Genomic DNA, 18,474 nt, shown 5'->3' on the forward strand with positions numbered 1-18,474 from the left:
GAACCCGCACCATGAGCGCGCTACACGACCTGCCCGCCCACGCCCTGCTCGCGGCCTACCGCCAGCGCACGCTGTCCCCGGTCGATGTGCTGGCTGACCTGCTGGCCCACATCGAGCGCTGGGAGCCCCACATTCGGGCCACCTACCTGCTGCGCCCCGAAGCCGCCCTGGCGCAGGCGCGGGCCTCCGAAGCCCGCTGGCTGCGCGGCGAACCGCTGGGCACACTCGACGGAGTACCCGCCACCATCAAGGAAAACATCGCCACACTCGGCGACCCCATGCCGCTGGGCACCGCCGCCACCGCGCTGGTGCCCGCCACCGCCGACGCCCCGCCCGCTGCACGTCTGCGCGAAGCCGGCGCGGTGATCGTGGCCAAGACCACCATGCCCGACTACGGCATGCTGTCTTCGGGCCTGTCGAGCTTTCACGCGCTGGCGCGCAACCCCTGGGACTTATCCAAAGGCCCCGGCGGCTCCAGTGCCGGTGCTGGCGCTGCGGCCGCCGCCGGCTATGGCCCGCTGCACATCGGCACCGACATCGGCGGCTCGCTGCGCCTGCCCGCCAGCTGGTGCGGCATCTTCAGCCTCAAGCCCAGCCTGGGCCGCATCCCCATCGACCCGCCCTACACCGGCCGCGCCGCCGGCCCCATGACACGCACGGTGGCAGACGCCGCGCTGATGATGCAGGTGCTGAGCCAGAGCGACGCGCGCGACAGCATGGCCCTGCCCGCGCAGGACATTGCCTGGAGCCAGTTCAATCAAGGGGCCGAGCGCCTGCGTGGTTTGCGGATTGGCCTGCTGCTGGAGGCCGGCTGCGGCCTGCCGGTAGAGCCCGAGGTGCGCGCCGCCATCGAGCAGGCCGCCCGCTGGCTGGAGCAGGCCGGCGCCCACATCGTGCCCATGCAGCCGTTCATGACGCAGACCATGCTCGACGGCATGGACCATTTCTGGCGCATGCGCTCGCACACCGATCTGCTGGCCCTGCCCGCCCGGCAGCGCGACCGGGTGCTGCCCTACATCCGCGCATGGGCCGACAGCGCCGCTGGCCTGAGCGGCACCGAGGTGTTCGACGCCAGCCAGCAGTTTCACCTGACCCGTGTGGCCACCGTGCGCGCCTGCAGCGCGTTCGACTACGTGATCTCGCCCGTGGCACCCATGCCGGCGTTTGCGGCCGAGCTGCCCTCGCCCACCAACGACCCGCTGCGGCCGCTGGAGCACATTGGTTTTACCGTGCCCTTCAACATGTCCGAGCAGCCCGCCGCTTCGGTGAACTGCGGCTACACCAGCGGCCTGCATCCCTTGCCAATTGGCCTGCAGATCGCCGGGCCGCGCTTCGACGACCTGGGCGTGCTGCAGGTGGCGCATGCGTTCGAGCAGATCCGCCCCCCTCAAAAAGCGTGGCCCGAGCCGCCGCAGCTATAAACGAGCCATGGACATTCTCACCCTCGCCCTTCTGATCGCCATCGGCAGCTACATCCTCAACCACCGGCAACAACGCAAGCGCATTGCCCTGCTGGCCAGCCACCTGGGCCACTACCAGATCGAAAAGCTCATGGAGACCCTCACCGAGGGTTATCTGCGGGCGCTGGGTGAAAGCACGCCCGAGCGGCGCGAGCAGATCTGGCGCCTGCTCGCCACCACCGAATCGCAGCTGAGCGAGCAGTTCAACCGCTTCGCTGCAGAGTTTGCCCAGGTGAACGAGGCCGATGCCCGCGTCAGCCGCTTTGCCATGGCGATTCCCTTTGCCAGCCAGCTGTTTCCTGGCACCACCTTCGACATGCGCAAGGCCCTGGCGATCCACGCCCGGGGCATCGAGGCCATGGCCCGCAATGCGGCGCACCTGACACCCCGCGACAAGGCCTTCACCATGTCGGCCGAGCTGTTCCTGATGCAGCACACCTGCCACTGGTTCTGCAAATCAAAGACCATCGCCACGGCGCGCATGCTGGCACGGCATAAGACGCCTTACGAGCAGCTGGTGGATTCGGTGTCGCCGCAAACCCGCAGCGCTTATCTGGCCCTGGTCAAGGGCGGCAAGGACGACAGGGGAATCAAGGGCGCGTGACGCCTTCGCTGCGCTGCAGCCGGGTCTGGTTCCAGTCGGTTTCGCCATGGCGGATGAGGAGGAGTTCGGTCATGCATTCATTGTGAAACCTGCGCATGACACTTCAAGCCTTTTAGGGCTCTAGCGCTTATACACAAAGCGCTTACAGCTATGTTTTTTATAGCTACCGCTCCGCCGTGGCCAGCCGCAGCGCCAGCCCCAGAAACACCAGGCCCGCCACCCGGTTGAGCACCGTCTGGGCGCGCGCCGAGCGTTGCAGCAGCGCCCCAAAAGCGCCAGAAAAGCAGGCGATGGCACCAAACACCAGCAACGTGGCCAGCATGAACACCACCCCCAGCACCATGAGCTGCAAAGCCACACTGCCGCGCGCCGGATCAGCGAACTGCGGCAAAAAGGCCAGAAAGAACACCAGCACCTTGGGGTTGGTGAGGTTCATGACCATGCCGCGCCCCACCATGCGCCAAAGGCTGCGGCCGCCTTGCTTGCCCTGGTTTCCTTGGGTGGAGGCGGGCTGCTGCGCCGTGGCGGCGGGCGCCCGCAGGGCCTGCCATGCCAGATAGGCCAGATAGGCCGCGCCGCAATATTTGAGCACCGTGAACGCCATGGCCGACGCGGCAAACACGGCTGCCAGCCCCAGGGCCACCGCCGTGGTGTGCACCACCAGGCCAGCGCACAGGCCCGCCACCACCGCCATGCCGGCGCGCCAGCCGCGCTGGGCCGATTGCAGCAGCACGAACAGGTTGTCGGGGCCGGGCGTGAGCCCCAGCAGCACCGACACGCCAAAAAAAGTGAGCAAAGTTTCGAAAGCAGGCATGGCGGTGGACATTGGCAAGGGCTGGGCCGTCCATTGTGCCAACACCGGGGCCGGCGAAATCAGGCCGTGACAATCCAGCCTTCGAGGCCATCGAACCCCGTCGGCAGACCATAAAGCGCATCGCCCTCCTCATGGCGCTGCTGCGCCCAGGCGGCCTGCAGCAGGCACAGCACGGCGTCCAGACGGTCGCCGCTGGCGTCATCCACCAGAGCATCGCGCTGGGCGTGGCTGAGCTTGAGGCGCAGGCCCAGGCGGGTCTGGCCCATCTCCAGCGCATGCACCAGATCCTTGCGGGCAATCAGCCGCTCGGGCGTCTGTTGGGCGCGGTCGTCACTTTTGTAGCTGCGGCGCGCCAGGATTTCGCGCGCCAGCAAGCCGGGGTAGGCCTCCAGCGCCACGCGCTGCGGGTCGCCGGGGTGCAGTCCGGGCAGATGCACCCCCGCGTCCAGCAGCAGCGGCACGCCGGCGTGCAGCATGTAGGCCACGGGCGGGTTGACCCATTTCATCGATGGGCTGGAGCCGGCCGGCCCATCGGTGGCCCGGTGCGCGAACTTGCCGCCCACGGGCCGCGCGGCGCAGAAGGCGGCAAAGCTGTCGCGGATCTGCGCCCGCGAGAGCGCGCAGTAATGCTGCATGCACGCATGCCACTGCAGCGGCCAGCCCAGCGCCTGCACCAGCTCGCGCGGCAGGCCAAAGGGCAGGTCAAAGCCGCCCACCCAGGCGCGCGGCGCGGCCAGCCAGCGCGCCAGGCCATCAAGGGTGTCAAAGGTTTCCAGGCCCAGCAACTGCACCCGCGCCGCCACGCGCTGGCCCAGCGCCAGCACAATGGGTTTGCGCCGGCCGGGGCTGCTGGAGAAGTCGCAGCCCAGCAGCAAGGATGGTTCGGCCATATCGGTCGTCATGGGCTGTGGTCACAGATCAGAGCGCTGGAATGCAAAAAGCCGCAGCGTCGGCAACGACGGCCTGCGACCCAGAGAAAAATCACCGAAGCAGAAAGGTGGGGCGATTTGCGTAGCGAGCGGCCTCAGCTTGCGTTGAGGAACGCAGCCGCACTCTCGTGCGGCGAGTACCGCAGGCGCAAGATCAGGCCGCGCAGTAGCAAAGCGCTCCGCCTTTCAGGCACGGCCGATGATGGAGGCTGTCGCCATCAGCTCTTCAAGCAGCGCAAACGACACCTTGCCCGAAACCGCATCAGGATCGAGCTCGGGTTTTTCGGAGTATTTGAGCAGGATGGAGTGGTTGATCTTGGACAGGTTCACCTGCCCCATGATCCAGCCGCCAAAGCGCCGCTCGGCAATCTCTTCGTAGTGCAGCAGCTCCACATTCTTGTGGCGCGGGTCGCGCTGGATGTGGCCATACAGCTCGTTGACCGACGAGCGCCCGCCCTCGATGGCCTGCAGGAAGACCCCGCCGCCATAGCACAGGATGCCCGTGATGCCGCTGCCCGGGTTGTGCTGGCGCGACTGGGTGAGGATGGCTTCGATGGCGGCGGGCGAAGTGTCCACCGCGCGGCTGGCATACAGCAGGCGTACGAGCATGTCAGTTCCTTCCTGGAATGAGCGAGAGGAATTCGCGGCGCAGGGCGCTGTCTTTCAGGAACACGCCGCGCATCACGGAGTTGATCATCTTGCTGTCCATGTCGCGCACGCCGCGCCAGGACATGCAAAAGTGGCTGGCTTCCATGACGATGGCCAGGCCGTCGGGCTGGGTTTTTTCCATGATCAAGTCGGCCAGCTGCACCACGGCCTCTTCCTGGATCTGCGGGCGGCCCATGACCCAGTCGACCAGGCGCGCGTATTTGGACAGGCCGATCACGTTGGTGTGCTCGTTGGGCATGATGCCGATCCAGATCTTGCCCAGCACGGGGCAAAAGTGGTGGCTGCAGGCACTGCGCACCGTGAGCGGGCCCACGATCATCAGCTCGTTGAGGTGCTCGGCGTTGGGAAACTCGGTGATCGGGGGCGCCTGCACATAGCGGCCCTTGAACACCTCGTTGAGGTACATCTTGGCCACGCGGCGCGCGGTGTTGCGGGTGTTGTGGTCGCCCTCGGTGTTGATGACCAGGCTGTCGAGCACGCCCTGCATCTTGTCTTCGACCTCGTCGAGCAGCCGCTCCAGCTCGCCGGGTTCAATGAAGTCGGCGATGTTGTCATTGGCGTTGAAGCGCTTGCGCGCGGCGGCGATGCGCTCGCGGATCTTCACGGAAACGGGCGTGCCTTCATCCGGCGGAATGGGCGTCATATCGGCGACTGGTTGACTGGACATGGCTGCATCGTACCAGTGAATGCCCGACCAATGATTCCAAGGATTTTAGGGCGCTAGCGCTTATGGAACAAGCGCCAATAGCTATTTATTTAATAGCACCGCCCTGCGCCCGCGCTCAGTACCGGTTTCCCGTGACCCACAAGGCCAGGCGCATCAGGCCAAAGGCCACGCGGTCGAGCACGCGCTGGCGCAGCGGGCGGCCGGCATAGTGGGCCGGGTCCATGCGCCGCCCGGCGTGCCGCATGGCATGCACGAGGCGCTGGCGCAGGTCGATGGCAAAGGCGGCATCTTCGACCACCACGTTGGCCTCGCGTGCCAGCAGCAGGCTCAAGGGGTCGAGGTTGGACGAGCCCACCGTGGCCCAGGGCTTGTCGCTGTGGGCGTCGATCACCGCCACCTTGGCGTGCAAGAAGCTGGGCTCGTATTCGTGGATCTCCACGCCAGCGGCCAACAGCGCGCCATACACCGGCCGCGCCGCGTGGTACTGCATGAAATATTCGTAGCGCCCCTGCAGCAAGAGCTGCACGCGCACGCCCCGGTTTGCCGCCAGAATCAGCGCGCGGCGCAGCTTGCGGCCGGGCACGAAATACGCATTGGCGATGATGATGTCGTGGCGTGCCGCGCCAATGGCGCGCCGATAGGCCTTTTCGATGCGGCTGCGGTTGCGCACGTTGTCGCGCAGCACCAGCGCGGCCCGCATGCCGCTTGCGTCCGGGTCCTGCTGTCTGGCGTGCCGGGTGGCGCTGGCGGCGCGCAGGTCGCGCACGGCTTGCGGCAGGCGGTGCAGGCGCACGTCGCGCACCGCCTGCAGGCGCCACCACAGGCGCTCCATGGTCTGGCTGGCCTGCGCCGCGATCGAGCCCGTCGCCTGCACGGCAAAATCAAAGCGCGGCGCATCGAGCGTGCCGTAGTTGGGGTCGTAAAGATCGTCCAGCACATTGATGCCGCCGCAAAACACCAGCAGGCCATCGACCACGCACAGCTTGCGGTGCAGGCGCCTCCAGCGGTGGGGCAGCAGCAGCCCCAGCGGCCCCAGCGGCGAATACACCCGTACCAGCACCCCCGCAGCCTTCATGCGCTGCTGCCAGGTCTTGGGCAGCGGCCCGGTGCCCACGCCGTCCACCACCAGATGGGTGCGCACGCCGCGCTCTGCGGCGCGAATGAGCGCCTCGGCCACCTGCGCCCCCGCCCCGGTGAAATCGAAAATGTAGGTCTCGAACTGGATGTCGGAGATCGCCGCATCCATCGCCTCGATCATGGCGGGAAACAGCTCTTGCGCACCCTGCAGCAAGCGCACGCGGTGGTCTTTGGCGAAATCGGCCATCCGTTTCATCCGCCGGTCAAAGCCTGAACTCGGCAATCAGCGGCAGGTGGTCGGACATGCGCCACCAGATGCGCCCCCGCGGCACATGCAGCCCGAGCGGCTCCAGCCCACGCACATAGACATGGTCGAGCTGCACCAGCGGCAGCCGAGCGGGATAGGTGTAGGCGCGCGGCGCATCAAACTCATACAGGCCAAAGCCCGACAGCATGCGCTTGATCTGCGCCCCCCAGTCGTTGAAGTCACCGGCCACCACCACCGGCGACCCCGCGGGCACCTCGCGCTCGATGAACTGCTGCAGGCGCTCGACCTGCCGCACCCGGCTGCCGGGAATCAGCCCCAGGTGCACCACGATCACATGCACACGGCGGCCATGCGCATCCACTTCCACATGCAGCAGGCCGCGCTGCTCGAAGCGGTGGTCGGAAATGTCCTCATGCTGGTGCCCGATCACCGGCCAGCGCGACAGCAGCGCGTTGCCATGCTCGCCATGGCGCGTGAATGCATTGGTGCGGTACACCGCCTCATAGCCCTCGGGCGCCAGGTACTCGGCCTGCGGCACATCGGGCCAGCGCTGGAAATAGGCGGCTTCACGGCGGTGCATCTTGCGCACTTCCTGCAGGCAGACGATGTCGGCATCGAGCTGCTCCACGGCCAGGCCCAGGTTGTGGATCTCCAGCCGGCGCGCCGGGCCCAGGCCCTGCACACCCTTGTGGATGTTGTAGGTGGCAATGCGCAGAATTTCGGAAGCGTGGTGGGATGGGTTCATGGCAAGGCAAATTGTGGCAGCAACAGGATGGCCTCGGCATTCGAAGGCGAGAAGCAGCGGTCCGCCGCCTCGCGCCAGGGCCACCAGGCCCAAGCGGTGTGCTCGCGCGGGCTCAGCACCACCGGCATGGCAGCGGGCACCTGCAGGCCAAACACGCGCTCGGTGTTGCGCCGCACGCCGGGCGCGTAGCGGTGCAGCCATTGCGGGTAAATGTCGTACCGATTTTCCAGGCCCCAGTCGCGCAGCGTGCAACCCGGTGCATCCGCGCGGATGCCGGTCTCTTCCAGCACCTCGCGCACCGCGGTTTCACGCCAGTCTTCCTGCAGGCTGTCCTTGCTGCCAGTGACCGATTGCCAGAACGCCTGGCCATCGGGGGCATCGACCGCGCGGCGGATCAGCAGCACTTGCAGCGCCGGCGTGTGGATCACCACCAGCACGGACTGGGGGATTTTGAACAGCGGCTCCGGCAAGTTCGGCATCTGGTTTCCCTTAAAAAAAGGGCGCCCGATGGCGCCCTTCCGATCTGCACGAAGGCACAAAGGCCTGATGCAATCAGTCTGCCTTCACCGCATCCGGATTGCGCAGGCGGATGTGCAACTCGCGCAGCTGCTTTTCGTCCACGATGGACGGCGCCTGGGTCAGCAGGCACTGGGCGCGCTGGGTCTTGGGGAAGGCGATCACGTCGCGGATGGACTCGGCGCCCGTCATCAGCGTGACGATGCGATCGAGGCCAAACGCCAGGCCGCCGTGCGGGGGCGCGCCGTATTGCAGGGCGTCGAGCAGGAAGCCGAACTTCTGCTGCGCTTCTTCGGGCGTGATCTTGAGGGCGTCGAACACTTTCTGCTGCACGTCGGCGCGGTGGATACGCACCGAGCCGCCACCCATTTCCCAGCCGTTGAGCACCATGTCATAGCCCTTGGAGATGCACTTCTCGGGCGCGGTGACCATGTAGTCCTCGTGGCCGTCCTTGGGTGCGGTGAAGGGGTGGTGCACGGCAACCCAGCGGTCGTTTTCTTCGTCGTGCTCGAACATGGGGAAGTCCACCACCCACAGCGGTGCCCAGCGGTCGTCAAACAGGCCGTTCTTCTTGCCGAACTCGCTGTGGCCGATCTTGATGCGCAGCGCGCCAATGGCGTCGTTGACGATCTTTTCCTTGTCGGCGCCGAAGAAAATCAGGTCGCCGTCTTGTGCGCCGGTGCGCTTCAAAACTTCGGCCAGCGCCGCGTCGTGGATGTTTTTCACGATGGGCGATTGCAGACCGTCGCGGCCCTTGGCCAGCTCGTTGACGCGGATGTAGGCCAGGCCCTTGGCGCCGTAGATCTTGACGAACTCGGTGTAGGCGTCGATCTCGCCGCGGCTGATGCCGCCGCCTTCGACCGAGCCACCGGGCACGCGCAAGGCCACCACGCGGCCGTTCTTCATGTTGGCAGCGCCCGAGAACACCTTCAAGTCCACGTCCTTCATCACGTCGGTCAGCTCGGCAAATTCAAGCTTGACGCGCAAGTCGGGCTTGTCGGAGCCAAAGCGGTGGGCAGCTTCCTGGTAGGTCATGACCGGAAACTCGCCCAGGTCCACACCCAGCGTGTTCTGGAACACCGTCTTGATCATGCCCTGGAACATGTCGCGGATTTCCTGCTCGTCCATGAACGAGGTTTCGATATCGATCTGGGTGAATTCGGGCTGGCGGTCGGCGCGCAGGTCTTCGTCGCGGAAGCACTTGGTGATCTGGTAATAGCGATCAAACCCCGACACCATCAACAGCTGCTTGAACAGCTGGGGCGATTGCGGCAGCGCAAAGAAATGGCCGTCGTGCACGCGGCTGGGCACGAGGTAGTCGCGCGCGCCTTCGGGCGTGCTCTTGGTGAGCATGGGGGTTTCGATGTCGATGAAGCCGTTGGCATCAAGGAACTTGCGCACTTCCATCGACACGCGGTAGCGCAGCTTCAGGTTGTTCTGCATGTAGGGGCGGCGCAGATCGAGCACCCGGTGCGTGAGGCGCGTGGTCTCCGACAGGTTCTCTTCGTCGATCTGGAACGGGGGCGTGACCGAGGGGTTGAGCACGTTCAACTCGTGGCACAGCACTTCGATCTTGCCGCTTTGGAGGTTGTCATTGGTGGTGCCTTCGGGGCGCGCGCGCACCAGGCCCTTGACCTGCACGCAGAACTCGTTGCGCACGCCTTCGGCGGTCTTGAACATCTCGGCGCGGTCGGGGTCGCAGACCACCTGCACCGAGCCTTCGCGGTCACGCAGGTCGATGAAGATCACGCCACCATGGTCGCGGCGGCGGTTCACCCAGCCCGACAGGGTGACGGTTTGGCCCAACAGGGCTTCGGTCACAAGACCGCAATAGTGGGAACGCATGGCCATGGCAAAACTTCCGGCGCCGCTGTGGCGCATTAAAGGGGATTCACTTGGAGGAGACAGGGGCAAGGGCGGGGTCGGAAGGAGCGACCACGCCCATCGAAATGATGTATTTGAGCGCGGCGTCCACGCTCATGTCGAGCTCGACGCAATCGCTCTTGCGCACCATCACAAAATACCCGCCGGTGGGATTGGGGGTGGTGGGCACGTACACGCTGACAAACTCATCGCGCAGGTACGCCGCCACTTCGCCGTTGGGCGTGCCCGTGACAAAGGCCACGGTCCAGACCCCGTCGCGCGGCCATTGCACCAGCACGGCGGTGCGAAAGGCGTTGCCGCTTTCAGAGAACAGCGTGTCGGAAACCTGCTTGACGCTCGAATAAATAGAGCGCACCACCGGGATGCGGCTGACCAGGCTGTCGCCCAGCTGCACCAACTTGCGCCCGGCAAAGTTGCTGGCCGTAGCACCCACCACCAGCAAGATCAGCAGGGTCAGCAGCACGCCAAAGCCTGGGATGTGAAAGCCCAACAGCTTGTCGGGTTGCCAGGCGCCCGGCAGGATTTGCAGGGTCTGGTCGAGCGTGCCCACGATCCAGTTGAGCACCGCAATGGTGATCACCCCCGGAACAATCACCAGCAAGCCGGTGAACAACCATTTGCGCAAGGCGGACATGGATGGGCTCAGTCGGAAGAAACGGCGCTGGCGCCAGTGGTGGCCGGGGCTGCGGCCACCTTCGTGGCGGCGCCGGTATCGGCTGCGGCAGGCGCGGAAGCCTGGGTGCTTGCAGCTCCCGGGCCGTCGCCCTTGGCGTCAGTGGCAGGGGCAGAACTGCCGCCGTTGCCGCCACGAAAATCCGTCACATACCAGCCAGAGCCCTTGAGCTGAAACCCTGCAGCAGTCACCTGCTTGGTGAAGGCTTCGGCGCCACAAGCGGGGCACACCGTGAGCTGAGGGTCGGAGATTTTTTGCAGCACATCCTTGGCATGGCCACAGGAGCCGCATTTGTAGGCGTAAATAGGCATGACGAAAGTGTTGGGAAGAAGTGCAAAAACCTTCAATTATAGGCGGCCGCCCTGCCTTCAACACCCCGGCCTCATTCCACGCCCACCATGCGATGGTGCCCGGCATGGTGGTTGCCAATCGCCTGGGGGCCCAGCGAGCCCGCCAGCATGCCCACCAGTGCCGCCAGCAAGCCGGCCAGTTGCGCCGGAAACACCTGGCCCGCCGGAGTTGCCAGAAACAACACCCAGGTCAACAAGCCCAGCACGATGGCAAACACCGCCCCCTGGGTGGTGGCCCGCTTCCAATACAGGCCAAACACCAGGGGCACAAAGGCGCCGACCAAGGGCACCTGGTAGGCGCCCGAGACCAGTTCATAGATGGAAGTGCCTTCCATGCGAATCGCATAGGCCAGCACCAGGCCGCTGAACACCAGCGTGGTGATGCGCATGGTGCGCAAATGCTGCTGGTCGGAGGCATGCGGACGGAACTGGCGCCAGATGTTCTCGGTAAACGTCACGCTGGGCGCCAGCAAGGTGGCCGATGCCGTGGACTTGAGCGCCGACAGCAGCGCGCCAAAAAAGAGCACCTGCATGACAAACGGCATCTTCTCCAGCACCAGCGTGGGCAGCACCTTTTGCGGATCGTCCTTCAGCAGCGCTGCCGTTTCGGTCGGCATGATGATGAGCGCGCTGGCCACCAGGAACATAGGCACAAAGGCAAACAGGATGTAGCAAATGCCGCCAATCACCGGGCCGCGCGTGGCGGCCTGGATGTTGTTGGCCGACATGACGCGCTGAAACACATCCTGCTGAGGAATCGAGCCAAACATCATCGTGATGGCCGCCGCGATGAAGAACACGATGTCGTGGAATTTCGGCTCTGGCAGAAAGCGGAACAGCTCGCGGCTCGCGGCCAGCTCGATGACCTTGTCCGCCCCGCCGGCCATGTTGCCCGCAAACACGGCGATCAGCGTCAGCCCCACCACCAGGATGATCATCTGGATGAAGTCCGTCACAGCCACTGACCACATGCCGCCAAACAGCGTGTACGCCAGGATGGAAACCACCCCGATCACCATGCCCACGGGAATGCTGATGGCACCGCCCGACAGCAGGTTGAACACCAGCCCCAAGGCGGTGACCTGGGCCGAAACCCAGCCCAGGTAGCTCAGCATGATGATCAGCGAACACACCACCTCTACCACGCGGCCGTAGCGCTCGCGGTAGTAGTCGCTGATGGTCAGCAGCGTCATGCGGTAAAGCTTGCCCGCAAAGAACAGGCCCACCAGAATCAGGCAAAACCCCGCGCCGAACGGGTCTTCGACCACATTACCCAGCCCGCCCTCGATGAACTTGGCGGGAATCCCCAGCACCGTCTCCGAACCAAACCAGGTGGCAAACGTGGTGGTGACGATCATGTACAGCGGCAGGTGCCGCCCGGCAATCGCAAAATCGGCGGAATTCTTGACCCGCTTGGCGGCAACCAGGCCAATGGCGATGGTGATCAACAGATAGACGATAACCAGGGTCAACAGCACGGCATGCTCCTTGATGTCGCGAAAAGCAGGAAAAAAGAGAAAAAAACCCGGCCCAGCCAGCGTCAGAAGATCCGCACCCTGACCATCAGCTGCATCACCAGCAGCCCCAGCACAAAGCCCAGGCCGCCGTAAATAATGCTTTGCAACAGGCGATTGGTGCGCTTTTGCGCCTCCAGCAACTCGCGCAAGGCGCTTTGCGACTCGGCCGGCCGTCGGCTCAGGTAGTCATACAGCAGGCGCGGCAGCTCGGGCACCAGCTTGGCGTAGTGCGGCGCCTCGGCCCGCAGCTCGCGCCACAGGCGTTGCGGCCCCATCTGCTCCAGCATCCACTTTTCGAGGAAAGGCTTGGCGGTGCTCCACAGGTCCAGCTCCGGGTCGAGCTGGCGGCCCAGGCCTTCGATGTTCAGCAGGGTCTTTTGCAGCAGCACCAGTTGCGGCTGGATCTCAACCTGGAAGCGCCGCGACGTCTGGAACAGGCGCATCAGCACCATGCCCAGCGATATTTCCTTGAGCGGACGGTCGAAATAGGGTTCGCACACGGCGCGGATCGCCGATTCGAGGTCGTTGACGCGGGTTTCCGGGGGCACCCAGCCGCTTTCGATGTGCAGCTCGGCCACGCGCTTGTAGTCGCGGCGAAAAAAGGCCACAAAATTTTGCGCCAGGTATTCCTTGTCCACTTCAGTGAGCGTGCCCACGATGCCGAAATCGAGCGAGATATAGCGCCCAAAGGTCGCCGGCTCCAGGCTCACCTGGATGTTGCCCGGGTGCATGTCGGCGTGGAAAAAACCGTCGCGGAACACCTGGGTGAAGAAGATCGTGACGCCATCGCGCGCCAGTTTGGGGATGTCCACCCCCGCATCGCGCAATCGCTCGACCTGGCTGATGGGCACGCCGTTCATGCGCTGCATCACCATGACCTCGGGGTGGCAGAAATCCCAGTGGATTTCCGGAATCAGCACCAGATCAAGCCCCTGCATGTTACGGCGCAGCTGCGCGGCGTTGGCGGCCTCGCGCACCAGGTCCAGCTCATCGTGCAGGTAGTTGTCGAACTCGGCCACCACCTCGCGCGGCTTGAGGCGCTTGCCATCGGCCGACAGGTTCTCCAGCCACCCGGCCATCATGCGCATGAGGCTCAGGTCTTTTTCGATCACCGGCAGCATGCCCGGCCGCAGCACCTTGACGGCCACCTCGCGCTCCACGCCGCCCCGGTCGCGCAAGATGGCGAAATGCACCTGCGCAATCGATGCACTGGCCACCGGCACGCGGTCAAACGCAACAAACACCTCGCCCACCGGGCGGCGGAACGCGCGCTCGATGGTGGCAATGGCGATGTCTGGATCAAACGGCGGCACGCGGTCTTGCAGCCGCGCCAGCTCGTCGGCCATGTCGGCGGGCAACAGGTCGCGCCGGGTCGAGAGCACCTGGCCAAACTTGACAAAGATGGGGCCGAGTTGCTCCAGCGCCTCGCGCAGGCGCTGGCCGCGCGGCGCCTCCAGATTGCGGCCGATCGAAAGAACGCGTGACAGCAGGCGCAGCCAGGGTTTCTGGAAACTGTCCAGCACCAGGCCATCCAGCCCATACCGGAACACCACCCAGACAATGGTGGCACCCCGCAGAAAACGCTTCATGGAGCAGTCCGGTCGGCAGTGCCCGACGGTGATGCTGGCGCAACAGGGGCCGCTGGCGGGGCAGCAGCCGGCACCGGGGCAGCATCGGCCGATGCCATGCGCGTGCCCACGAACTGGCGCAACGCCTGCGCCGCCTTGCGCACCACCTGGCCCAGCGTGTGCGCGGGCGCGTCGCCAATCACGCGGGCAACGTCTTCTTCCAGGTCCCAGCGGACATGGTCGACCAGCCAGTTGATCTCGGCCGCCAGTTGCACATCGCCCTCAATGCGGATCGCCGGCTTGTCACCCCTCAGGGCAACACTTGCCAGCGCCAGTGGAGAGGTTTCGGTGACTTCCAGCTGCAGATCCGGCGCCGCGCCTTCAGGCGCCACGTTGAACAGGCCCGCTGGCGTGATCAGCAAGGCCATTGAGTAGGAGCGCCACTGCACACGTGCCACGCGGCCGCGCTGGCGCACCAGGCGGTCCATGGCTTCCTTCTCCTGCATCAACACATGGTTGAGAAACAGGACCAGGCGCTGCTGCACCTCGTGCACCAGCCACTGCGGTGGCTGCGGGCCGGCGGCCACGCGGTCAAGAAGACCATCCAGAAATGAAAAAGGGGACTGTGTTGCCATAGTCCCCGATTATTCCCTGAACGGGATGGCCCTGCCGCTTTACTGCAGTGCTTGCACGCCCGCCACCAGCCAGCCGCTGTTGCCCGTCTTGGCCTTGGTCATGTTCCAGACCTCGCGGAAGGGGCTGGGCCCGGCCGAAAGTTCTTCGCGGATCATGCCCGAGAACTCCACGCTGGCCATGTAGCCGTCGTCCAGCTCTTCGATGCCCAGCAGTTGCGCCTCGATCATGACCACATCGGTGTGATTGGGCTGATCGCCGCGGTGCGATTCGCGCTCGGTCAGCTGCGTGCGAATTTCTTCGAGCATGCTGTCGGTCAGCATCGAACGCAGCGTGGCGAGGTCGGAGCGGTCCCAAGCGGCCTGCAGCGTGACGAAATTGCGCTTGGCCGCCGTGAGGAAGCCTTCGGCGTCAAACCCTTGCGGAATGCCCCAGTTCTGCGAGCCCGACAGGCCCGAGCCAATCATCGTGCCCGCGCCCTGTTGCTGGCGCGATGCATCAAACGCCATGCCGCTGCGCTCCCACGGGCGCGCCGAAGCATCGTTGCCCACGTTGGCGGGGCTGTATTGACGGGGAACCTGCGCAGCCTCTGGCGTAGCGGCGCCCGCGCCCTGGAAGGCGAAAGGCGCACCGCCCGCCGCCGCAAGGCGGTTGTTGCCGCCGCTGCGCGCGCGCATCACCAGCTTGAAGATGGCAAACGCGGCCATCGCCAGCAGCACGATCATCAAAATATTGCCAAACCCTTCGCCCAGGCCCAGCGAGCTGGCCAGCCAGGCAAGACCCAGACCGGCAGCCAGGCCGCCCAGCATGGCGCCCCAAGGCTTCTTGGCCGCTGCGGCAGGCGCTGCGGCGGCAGCAGGCTTGGCCGCCGCTGCGTTGGTCGCCGTCTGCGCCGGAGCGCCCGGCGTTGCGGGCGGTGTGGCCGCGTCACGCTGCGTGACGTTGCTGGACTGCTTGCCCACCGACTTGCCACCACCCATGCGCCGGGCATCCGCATCGGCATGCGCAAACGCCAGCATTGCCACCAACACCACAGACCACAGTTTCATCATGATTTCTCCGTCTCCGTTAATCCACTTTGAGCGAAACGCTCACTCAGCACTTGATTCCAACATGCAAGGCCACAATGCCCCCCGTCATGTTGTGATAGTCCACATGCCCAAAGCCATTTTTCTGCATGAGGCTTTTGAGCTCTTCCTGCCCCGGATGCATGCGAATCGACTCGGCCAGATAACGGTAGCTGGCATCGTCGCCCGCCACCAGCTTGCCCAGCTGCGGCAGCACCTTGAACGAATACCAGTCATACATCTTCGTCAGCGGCTTGGCCACTTTCGAAAACTCCAGCACCAGCAGCTTGCCGCCGGGCTTGAGCACCCGACACATCTCGGCAATCGCCTGGTCCTTGTGCGTCATGTTGCGCAGGCCAAAGGCCACGCTCACCACGTCAAAGTGCGCGTCGGGGAACGGCAGCTTTTCGGCATCGCACACCAGCGTGGGCAGCACCACGCCAGCGTCGATCAGGCGGTCGCGCCCCACGCGCAGCATGGCTTCGTTGATATCGGTGTGCACCACACGGCCCGATGCGCCCACCTTTTTGGAAAACGCCAGCGCCAGGTCGCCCGTGCCGCCCGCAATGTCGAGCACCTGACTGCCCTCGCGCAGGTTGGCCACCATCACGGTGTAGGCCTTCCAGGCACGGTGCAGGCCCACCGACATGAGGTCGTTCATCACGTCGTATTTGGAGGCGACAGAATCGAACACACCGCGCACGCGGCGTGCCTTTTCCTGCTCGTCCACCGACTGAAAACCGAAATGCGTAGTACTCATAAGAATCATGCTAGGCGCCTTGGCGCCAGAGGTACAGCGACAACCCCGCATGGGCTTGGGGCATCTGTCGCAATTTGAACGAAGCTATTTGAATGAAAACAGCTGCTAGCGCTTATACACATTGCGCCAACAGCTATATATTCAATAGCACATGAATCACCGGGGCAGCGGGCAAATTCTGCGCTTGGCCCGGCATGCGCCCCGCCAGCCACCTCAGTGGCTGCCGCAGGCGTGGCCCCCTGCCCCACCTTTGGGCGCCATGGGCGCATCGCGGTCGGCACCGGCAGCGGCCAGCCGCTCGGTGTACTGCGCCCACAGCGCATCCTGCTGCTGGCCCAGTTCATAAAGGTAATCCCAGGTGAAGATGCCGCTTTCGTGGCCGTCCGAGAACGTGGGCTTGACGGCATAGTTGCCCACCGGCTCCAGGTTGACCAGCGCCACATTGCGCTTGCCCGTCTGCAGCACCTCCTGCCCCGGGCCATGGCCCTGCACCTCGGCCGAGGGCGAATACACGCGCATCAGCTCAAACGGAATGCGGAACGTGGCGCCATCGGAGAACGCCACCTCAAGCACGCGCGACGCCTCATGCACCGTGAGTGCCTGCGGCGTGGGCGCACCCGCTTTCAAACCTGCCATGGATTCACCTGTAGAAAAACGATTGTCGAAACAGCCGCCATTGTCCCACCGCGCCCGTGGCTGCCAGACCCGACAGGCGCCAGCCTTGCCGCGCCAAGGGCTGCAGGGCATCGAGCGGGTTGAGCAGCACCGGCATTGTGTGGATGGCGCAGCGCGCCTGCAGCAAATGCTGGCAAATAGCAGTCTTGATGCGAATGCTGTAACGGCGCGTGCGCAGGTGGTCATGCAGGCGTTCAATGGTTTGGGCGGTGGGGCGACCTACGGCACGGCAAATGCGGTGGGTGCGGCGCGATCGGGAGGCGATGTCATCCGGGAAATTTAGGTTTGACTCAACGTCATCATTTCGGCACGATCCACATGTACCATTGGATACATCTTGTTTTGGCAGACTCATATGCTTACGGTGGCTGTCGTCTAAATCTAGTTAGTCTGCACAAAAACCGCTTTATTTAAGGACATGCTTTATTCACCGGCATTTAGTTTCTCAAGCGTCTATCCGCTATGGTTTTGCCGTGTGTCGAGCTTTGCCTTGGGGATCTGCGCTGGTTTCAAGCCTTTTTAGCCGATAGCCCTTGCACGACAACCGCCAAAAGCTATTATTTTGGAACCATTTTTCCGCCTCCGTGGAGCAGTGCTTTTTCGCGATTTGCGCTCATCGCCAAGTTGGGATTTCCCCTTTTGGCGTATGGATCTAGCTGTGCAGTCAAGCCGACCAGCCTTCGGCGGAAGGCTTACTTTCGTTCGTTACTTATATAAAAGGAACACATTCGAATGCAAATTGACAAAGCATCCTCAGAAAGGCTGACCACACTACGCTTTCCCCTAATAATTGGGGTAGTTTTCATTCATGCATATAACACAGAAGTCGGATTTTCAAATGGCGTTATTGGGATAGATAATACAGGGTATTGGGTAAATTTTTGCCGAAACCTTATTTCCCAAGGTATGGCCAGAGTAGCAGTCCCACTATTCTTTCTAATATCTGGATACTTCTTTTTTATAGGATTTTCCTTTTCTGCAAAAAACTACAAAACAAAACTAAAATCTCGACTAAAGACACTTCTTATTCCATTTTTATTCTGGAACATCCTTACTCTTTTCCTAATTGCGTTGGCGCAACACATTCCAACAACCCAATCATTCTTTTCCGGAAAAAATGCCTCCATATCAAAATTCGAAATATTTGACTACTTCAACGCAGTATTCGGGATTGATAGATCTCCAATTTCATATCAATTTTGGTTTATAAGAGACTTAATAGTAATGGTGCTGATTGCACCAGCAATTTATTTCTTACTCAACAAAGCATCAAAGATAGTTCTTCTTGTACTTTTTTCTCTATGGCTGCTAAGCGCATGGCCAATTTATATCCCATCTGTAACCGCATTCTTATTTTTTATGCCGGTGCTTACCTCGCACATTCAAACACCAACATATTTGCACTAGATCGATTCGGACCTTTAATTCTATTTCTATATTTTGCAACCCTGTTGATCGACACATCAACAAAAGACCAAACATTCAACAACCACATACACAATGCCGGAATACTTTTCGGCATTGGATCAGCCCTATACATCACAAACGCAATTGTAAAAACAAATTATTTAAAAAAAATGTTGTTATGGGCCAGCAGT

At 63.1% G+C, this 18,474-nt stretch carries 22 protein-coding genes; 5 read left to right on the top strand and 17 right to left on the bottom strand.

Translation table 11 applies throughout. The annotated features are described in order from the left end of the window. The first annotated feature begins 11 nt into the window (after window positions 1-11). Window positions 12-1,421 carry an amidase gene (locus J8G26_RS14445; protein ID WP_210569741.1) on the top strand — a complete coding sequence of 470 codons (1,410 nt, stop codon included), beginning with the start codon at window positions 12-14 and terminating at the stop codon, window positions 1,419-1,421. 7 nt (window positions 1,422-1,428) lie between these two features. Further along, a complete protein-coding gene (locus tag J8G26_RS14450) occupies window positions 1,429-2,064 on the top strand; it encodes a hypothetical protein (RefSeq protein ID WP_087743996.1) in 636 nt (211 codons plus the stop codon). Here J8G26_RS14450 and J8G26_RS19415 read toward each other — a convergent pair. The 17 genes from J8G26_RS19415 to J8G26_RS14530 all read right to left on the bottom strand — a co-directional run bounded on the left by J8G26_RS19415 (window position 2,051) and on the right by J8G26_RS14530 (window position 16,837). Further along, on the bottom strand, window positions 2,051-2,161 hold the full coding sequence (locus J8G26_RS19415; protein ID WP_232476478.1) for a histidine phosphatase family protein: 111 nt from the start codon (window positions 2,159-2,161) through the stop codon (window positions 2,051-2,053). The genes J8G26_RS14450 and J8G26_RS19415 overlap by 14 nt on opposite strands. Window positions 2,162-2,227: 66 nt before the next feature. Next, the gene (locus J8G26_RS14455; protein WP_087748170.1) at window positions 2,228-2,878 is read right to left on the bottom strand and encodes a LysE family translocator; all 651 of its coding nucleotides are present in this window, start codon (window positions 2,876-2,878) and stop codon (window positions 2,228-2,230) included. Between the two features lie 59 nt (window positions 2,879-2,937). After that, on the bottom strand, window positions 2,938-3,768 hold the full coding sequence (locus tag J8G26_RS14460) for a DUF429 domain-containing protein (RefSeq protein WP_210569742.1): 831 nt from the start codon (window positions 3,766-3,768) through the stop codon (window positions 2,938-2,940). A 225-nt stretch (window positions 3,769-3,993) separates the two neighbouring features. Further along, window positions 3,994-4,416 (bottom strand): BLUF domain-containing protein, encoded by a 423-nt coding sequence (locus tag J8G26_RS14465; RefSeq protein WP_210569744.1) that lies wholly within the window; start codon window positions 4,414-4,416, stop codon window positions 3,994-3,996. Between the two features lies 1 nt (window position 4,417). Beyond that, window positions 4,418-5,143 (bottom strand): GTP cyclohydrolase I, encoded by a 726-nt coding sequence (folE, locus tag J8G26_RS14470; RefSeq protein ID WP_210569745.1) that lies wholly within the window; start codon window positions 5,141-5,143, stop codon window positions 4,418-4,420. A 115-nt stretch (window positions 5,144-5,258) separates the two neighbouring features. Next, on the bottom strand, window positions 5,259-6,476 hold the full coding sequence (gene clsB / locus J8G26_RS14475; RefSeq protein ID WP_210569747.1) for a cardiolipin synthase ClsB: 1,218 nt from the start codon (window positions 6,474-6,476) through the stop codon (window positions 5,259-5,261). A 7-nt stretch (window positions 6,477-6,483) separates the two neighbouring features. Continuing rightward, the gene (locus J8G26_RS14480; protein WP_210569756.1) at window positions 6,484-7,233 is read right to left on the bottom strand and encodes an endonuclease/exonuclease/phosphatase family protein; all 750 of its coding nucleotides are present in this window, start codon (window positions 7,231-7,233) and stop codon (window positions 6,484-6,486) included. Continuing rightward, window positions 7,230-7,712: a dihydroneopterin triphosphate diphosphatase gene (gene nudB, locus J8G26_RS14485; RefSeq protein ID WP_210569758.1), complete on the bottom strand. Its 483-nt coding sequence runs from the start codon at window positions 7,710-7,712 to the stop codon at window positions 7,230-7,232. The genes J8G26_RS14480 and nudB overlap by 4 nt, the downstream gene beginning before the upstream one ends. A 73-nt stretch (window positions 7,713-7,785) precedes the next feature. Further along, window positions 7,786-9,600, bottom strand: a complete 1,815-nt coding sequence (gene aspS / locus J8G26_RS14490; protein ID WP_210569760.1) for an aspartate--tRNA ligase — start codon at window positions 9,598-9,600, stop codon at window positions 7,786-7,788. Between the two features lie 40 nt (window positions 9,601-9,640). Continuing rightward, the gene (locus tag J8G26_RS14495) at window positions 9,641-10,267 is read right to left on the bottom strand and encodes a DUF502 domain-containing protein (protein ID WP_087743982.1); all 627 of its coding nucleotides are present in this window, start codon (window positions 10,265-10,267) and stop codon (window positions 9,641-9,643) included. An 8-nt stretch (window positions 10,268-10,275) separates the two neighbouring features. Then, window positions 10,276-10,617, bottom strand: coding sequence for an FmdB family zinc ribbon protein (locus tag J8G26_RS14500; RefSeq protein WP_210569762.1), 342 nt, complete (start codon window positions 10,615-10,617; stop codon window positions 10,276-10,278). Between the two features lie 71 nt (window positions 10,618-10,688). Continuing rightward, window positions 10,689-12,134, bottom strand: a complete 1,446-nt coding sequence (locus J8G26_RS14505) for a sodium:solute symporter family protein (protein ID WP_210569765.1) — start codon at window positions 12,132-12,134, stop codon at window positions 10,689-10,691. A gap of 62 nt (window positions 12,135-12,196) precedes the next feature. After that, the gene (gene ubiB, locus J8G26_RS14510; protein ID WP_210569767.1) at window positions 12,197-13,762 is read right to left on the bottom strand and encodes a ubiquinone biosynthesis regulatory protein kinase UbiB; all 1,566 of its coding nucleotides are present in this window, start codon (window positions 13,760-13,762) and stop codon (window positions 12,197-12,199) included. Then, complete coding sequence (locus J8G26_RS14515) at window positions 13,759-14,376, bottom strand: hypothetical protein (RefSeq protein ID WP_087743973.1); 618 nt, start codon at window positions 14,374-14,376, stop codon at window positions 13,759-13,761. The genes ubiB and J8G26_RS14515 overlap by 4 nt, the downstream gene beginning before the upstream one ends. Before the next feature lie 39 nt (window positions 14,377-14,415). Beyond that, complete coding sequence (locus J8G26_RS14520) at window positions 14,416-15,426, bottom strand: TIM44-like domain-containing protein (protein WP_210569769.1); 1,011 nt, start codon at window positions 15,424-15,426, stop codon at window positions 14,416-14,418. Window positions 15,427-15,469: 43 nt separating this feature from the next. After that, window positions 15,470-16,201 (bottom strand): bifunctional demethylmenaquinone methyltransferase/2-methoxy-6-polyprenyl-1,4-benzoquinol methylase UbiE, encoded by a 732-nt coding sequence (ubiE, locus tag J8G26_RS14525; protein WP_210569771.1) that lies wholly within the window; start codon window positions 16,199-16,201, stop codon window positions 15,470-15,472. A gap of 213 nt (window positions 16,202-16,414) precedes the next feature. Continuing rightward, entirely contained in the window at window positions 16,415-16,837 is a 423-nt protein-coding gene (locus tag J8G26_RS14530; protein ID WP_087743965.1) for a DUF971 domain-containing protein, read from the bottom strand. On the opposite strand from J8G26_RS14530, the gene J8G26_RS14535 reads away from it, so the two are divergent. The 3 genes from J8G26_RS14535 (at window position 16,836) to J8G26_RS14545 (ending at window position 18,283) form a co-directional block, all read left to right on the top strand. Further along, entirely contained in the window at window positions 16,836-17,159 is a 324-nt protein-coding gene (locus tag J8G26_RS14535) for a hypothetical protein (RefSeq protein WP_210569773.1), read from the top strand. The genes J8G26_RS14530 and J8G26_RS14535 overlap by 2 nt on opposite strands. A gap of 179 nt (window positions 17,160-17,338) precedes the next feature. Continuing rightward, window positions 17,339-17,593, top strand: coding sequence for a DUF1010 domain-containing protein (locus J8G26_RS14540; protein WP_210569775.1), 255 nt, complete (start codon window positions 17,339-17,341; stop codon window positions 17,591-17,593). A gap of 15 nt (window positions 17,594-17,608) precedes the next feature. Beyond that, a complete protein-coding gene (locus tag J8G26_RS14545; protein ID WP_210569777.1) occupies window positions 17,609-18,283 on the top strand; it encodes an acyltransferase in 675 nt (224 codons plus the stop codon). Window positions 18,284-18,474: the final 191 nt, after the last annotated feature.

Origin of the sequence: Acidovorax sp. JG5, assembly GCF_017939685.1 — a bacterium.
Taxonomy (GTDB): Bacteria; Pseudomonadota; Gammaproteobacteria; order Burkholderiales; family Burkholderiaceae_C; genus Acidovorax.

What these genes read in the sequence shown, in the direction of transcription:
- J8G26_RS14515 (WP_087743973.1), bottom strand. Translation starts at nt 14,376, where the DNA reads ATGGCAACACAGTCCCCTTTTTCATTTCTGGATGGTCTTCTTGACCGC.
- J8G26_RS19415 (WP_232476478.1), bottom strand. Translation starts at nt 2,161, where the DNA reads ATGCGCAGGTTTCACAATGAATGCATGACCGAACTCCTCCTCATCCGC.
- nudB (WP_210569758.1), bottom strand. Translation starts at nt 7,712, where the DNA reads ATGCCGAACTTGCCGGAGCCGCTGTTCAAAATCCCCCAGTCCGTGCTG.
- J8G26_RS14535 (WP_210569773.1), top strand. Translation starts at nt 16,836, where the DNA reads ATGGATTCACCTGTAGAAAAACGATTGTCGAAACAGCCGCCATTGTCC.
- J8G26_RS14495 (WP_087743982.1), bottom strand. Translation starts at nt 10,267, where the DNA reads ATGTCCGCCTTGCGCAAATGGTTGTTCACCGGCTTGCTGGTGATTGTT.
- folE (WP_210569745.1), bottom strand. Translation starts at nt 5,143, where the DNA reads ATGTCCAGTCAACCAGTCGCCGATATGACGCCCATTCCGCCGGATGAA.
- J8G26_RS14480 (WP_210569756.1), bottom strand. Translation starts at nt 7,233, where the DNA reads ATGAACCCATCCCACCACGCTTCCGAAATTCTGCGCATTGCCACCTAC.
- J8G26_RS14465 (WP_210569744.1), bottom strand. Translation starts at nt 4,416, where the DNA reads ATGCTCGTACGCCTGCTGTATGCCAGCCGCGCGGTGGACACTTCGCCC.
- J8G26_RS14500 (WP_210569762.1), bottom strand. Translation starts at nt 10,617, where the DNA reads ATGCCTATTTACGCCTACAAATGCGGCTCCTGTGGCCATGCCAAGGAT.
- clsB (WP_210569747.1), bottom strand. Translation starts at nt 6,476, where the DNA reads ATGAAACGGATGGCCGATTTCGCCAAAGACCACCGCGTGCGCTTGCTG.
- J8G26_RS14545 (WP_210569777.1), top strand. Translation starts at nt 17,609, where the DNA reads ATGCAAATTGACAAAGCATCCTCAGAAAGGCTGACCACACTACGCTTT.
- J8G26_RS14540 (WP_210569775.1), top strand. Translation starts at nt 17,339, where the DNA reads ATGGTTTTGCCGTGTGTCGAGCTTTGCCTTGGGGATCTGCGCTGGTTT.
- aspS (WP_210569760.1), bottom strand. Translation starts at nt 9,600, where the DNA reads ATGGCCATGCGTTCCCACTATTGCGGTCTTGTGACCGAAGCCCTGTTG.
- ubiB (WP_210569767.1), bottom strand. Translation starts at nt 13,762, where the DNA reads ATGAAGCGTTTTCTGCGGGGTGCCACCATTGTCTGGGTGGTGTTCCGG.
- J8G26_RS14445 (WP_210569741.1), top strand. Translation starts at nt 12, where the DNA reads ATGAGCGCGCTACACGACCTGCCCGCCCACGCCCTGCTCGCGGCCTAC.
- J8G26_RS14520 (WP_210569769.1), bottom strand. Translation starts at nt 15,426, where the DNA reads ATGATGAAACTGTGGTCTGTGGTGTTGGTGGCAATGCTGGCGTTTGCG.
- ubiE (WP_210569771.1), bottom strand. Translation starts at nt 16,201, where the DNA reads ATGAGTACTACGCATTTCGGTTTTCAGTCGGTGGACGAGCAGGAAAAG.
- J8G26_RS14460 (WP_210569742.1), bottom strand. Translation starts at nt 3,768, where the DNA reads ATGGCCGAACCATCCTTGCTGCTGGGCTGCGACTTCTCCAGCAGCCCC.
- J8G26_RS14450 (WP_087743996.1), top strand. Translation starts at nt 1,429, where the DNA reads ATGGACATTCTCACCCTCGCCCTTCTGATCGCCATCGGCAGCTACATC.
- J8G26_RS14455 (WP_087748170.1), bottom strand. Translation starts at nt 2,878, where the DNA reads ATGCCTGCTTTCGAAACTTTGCTCACTTTTTTTGGCGTGTCGGTGCTG.
- J8G26_RS14530 (WP_087743965.1), bottom strand. Translation starts at nt 16,837, where the DNA reads ATGGCAGGTTTGAAAGCGGGTGCGCCCACGCCGCAGGCACTCACGGTG.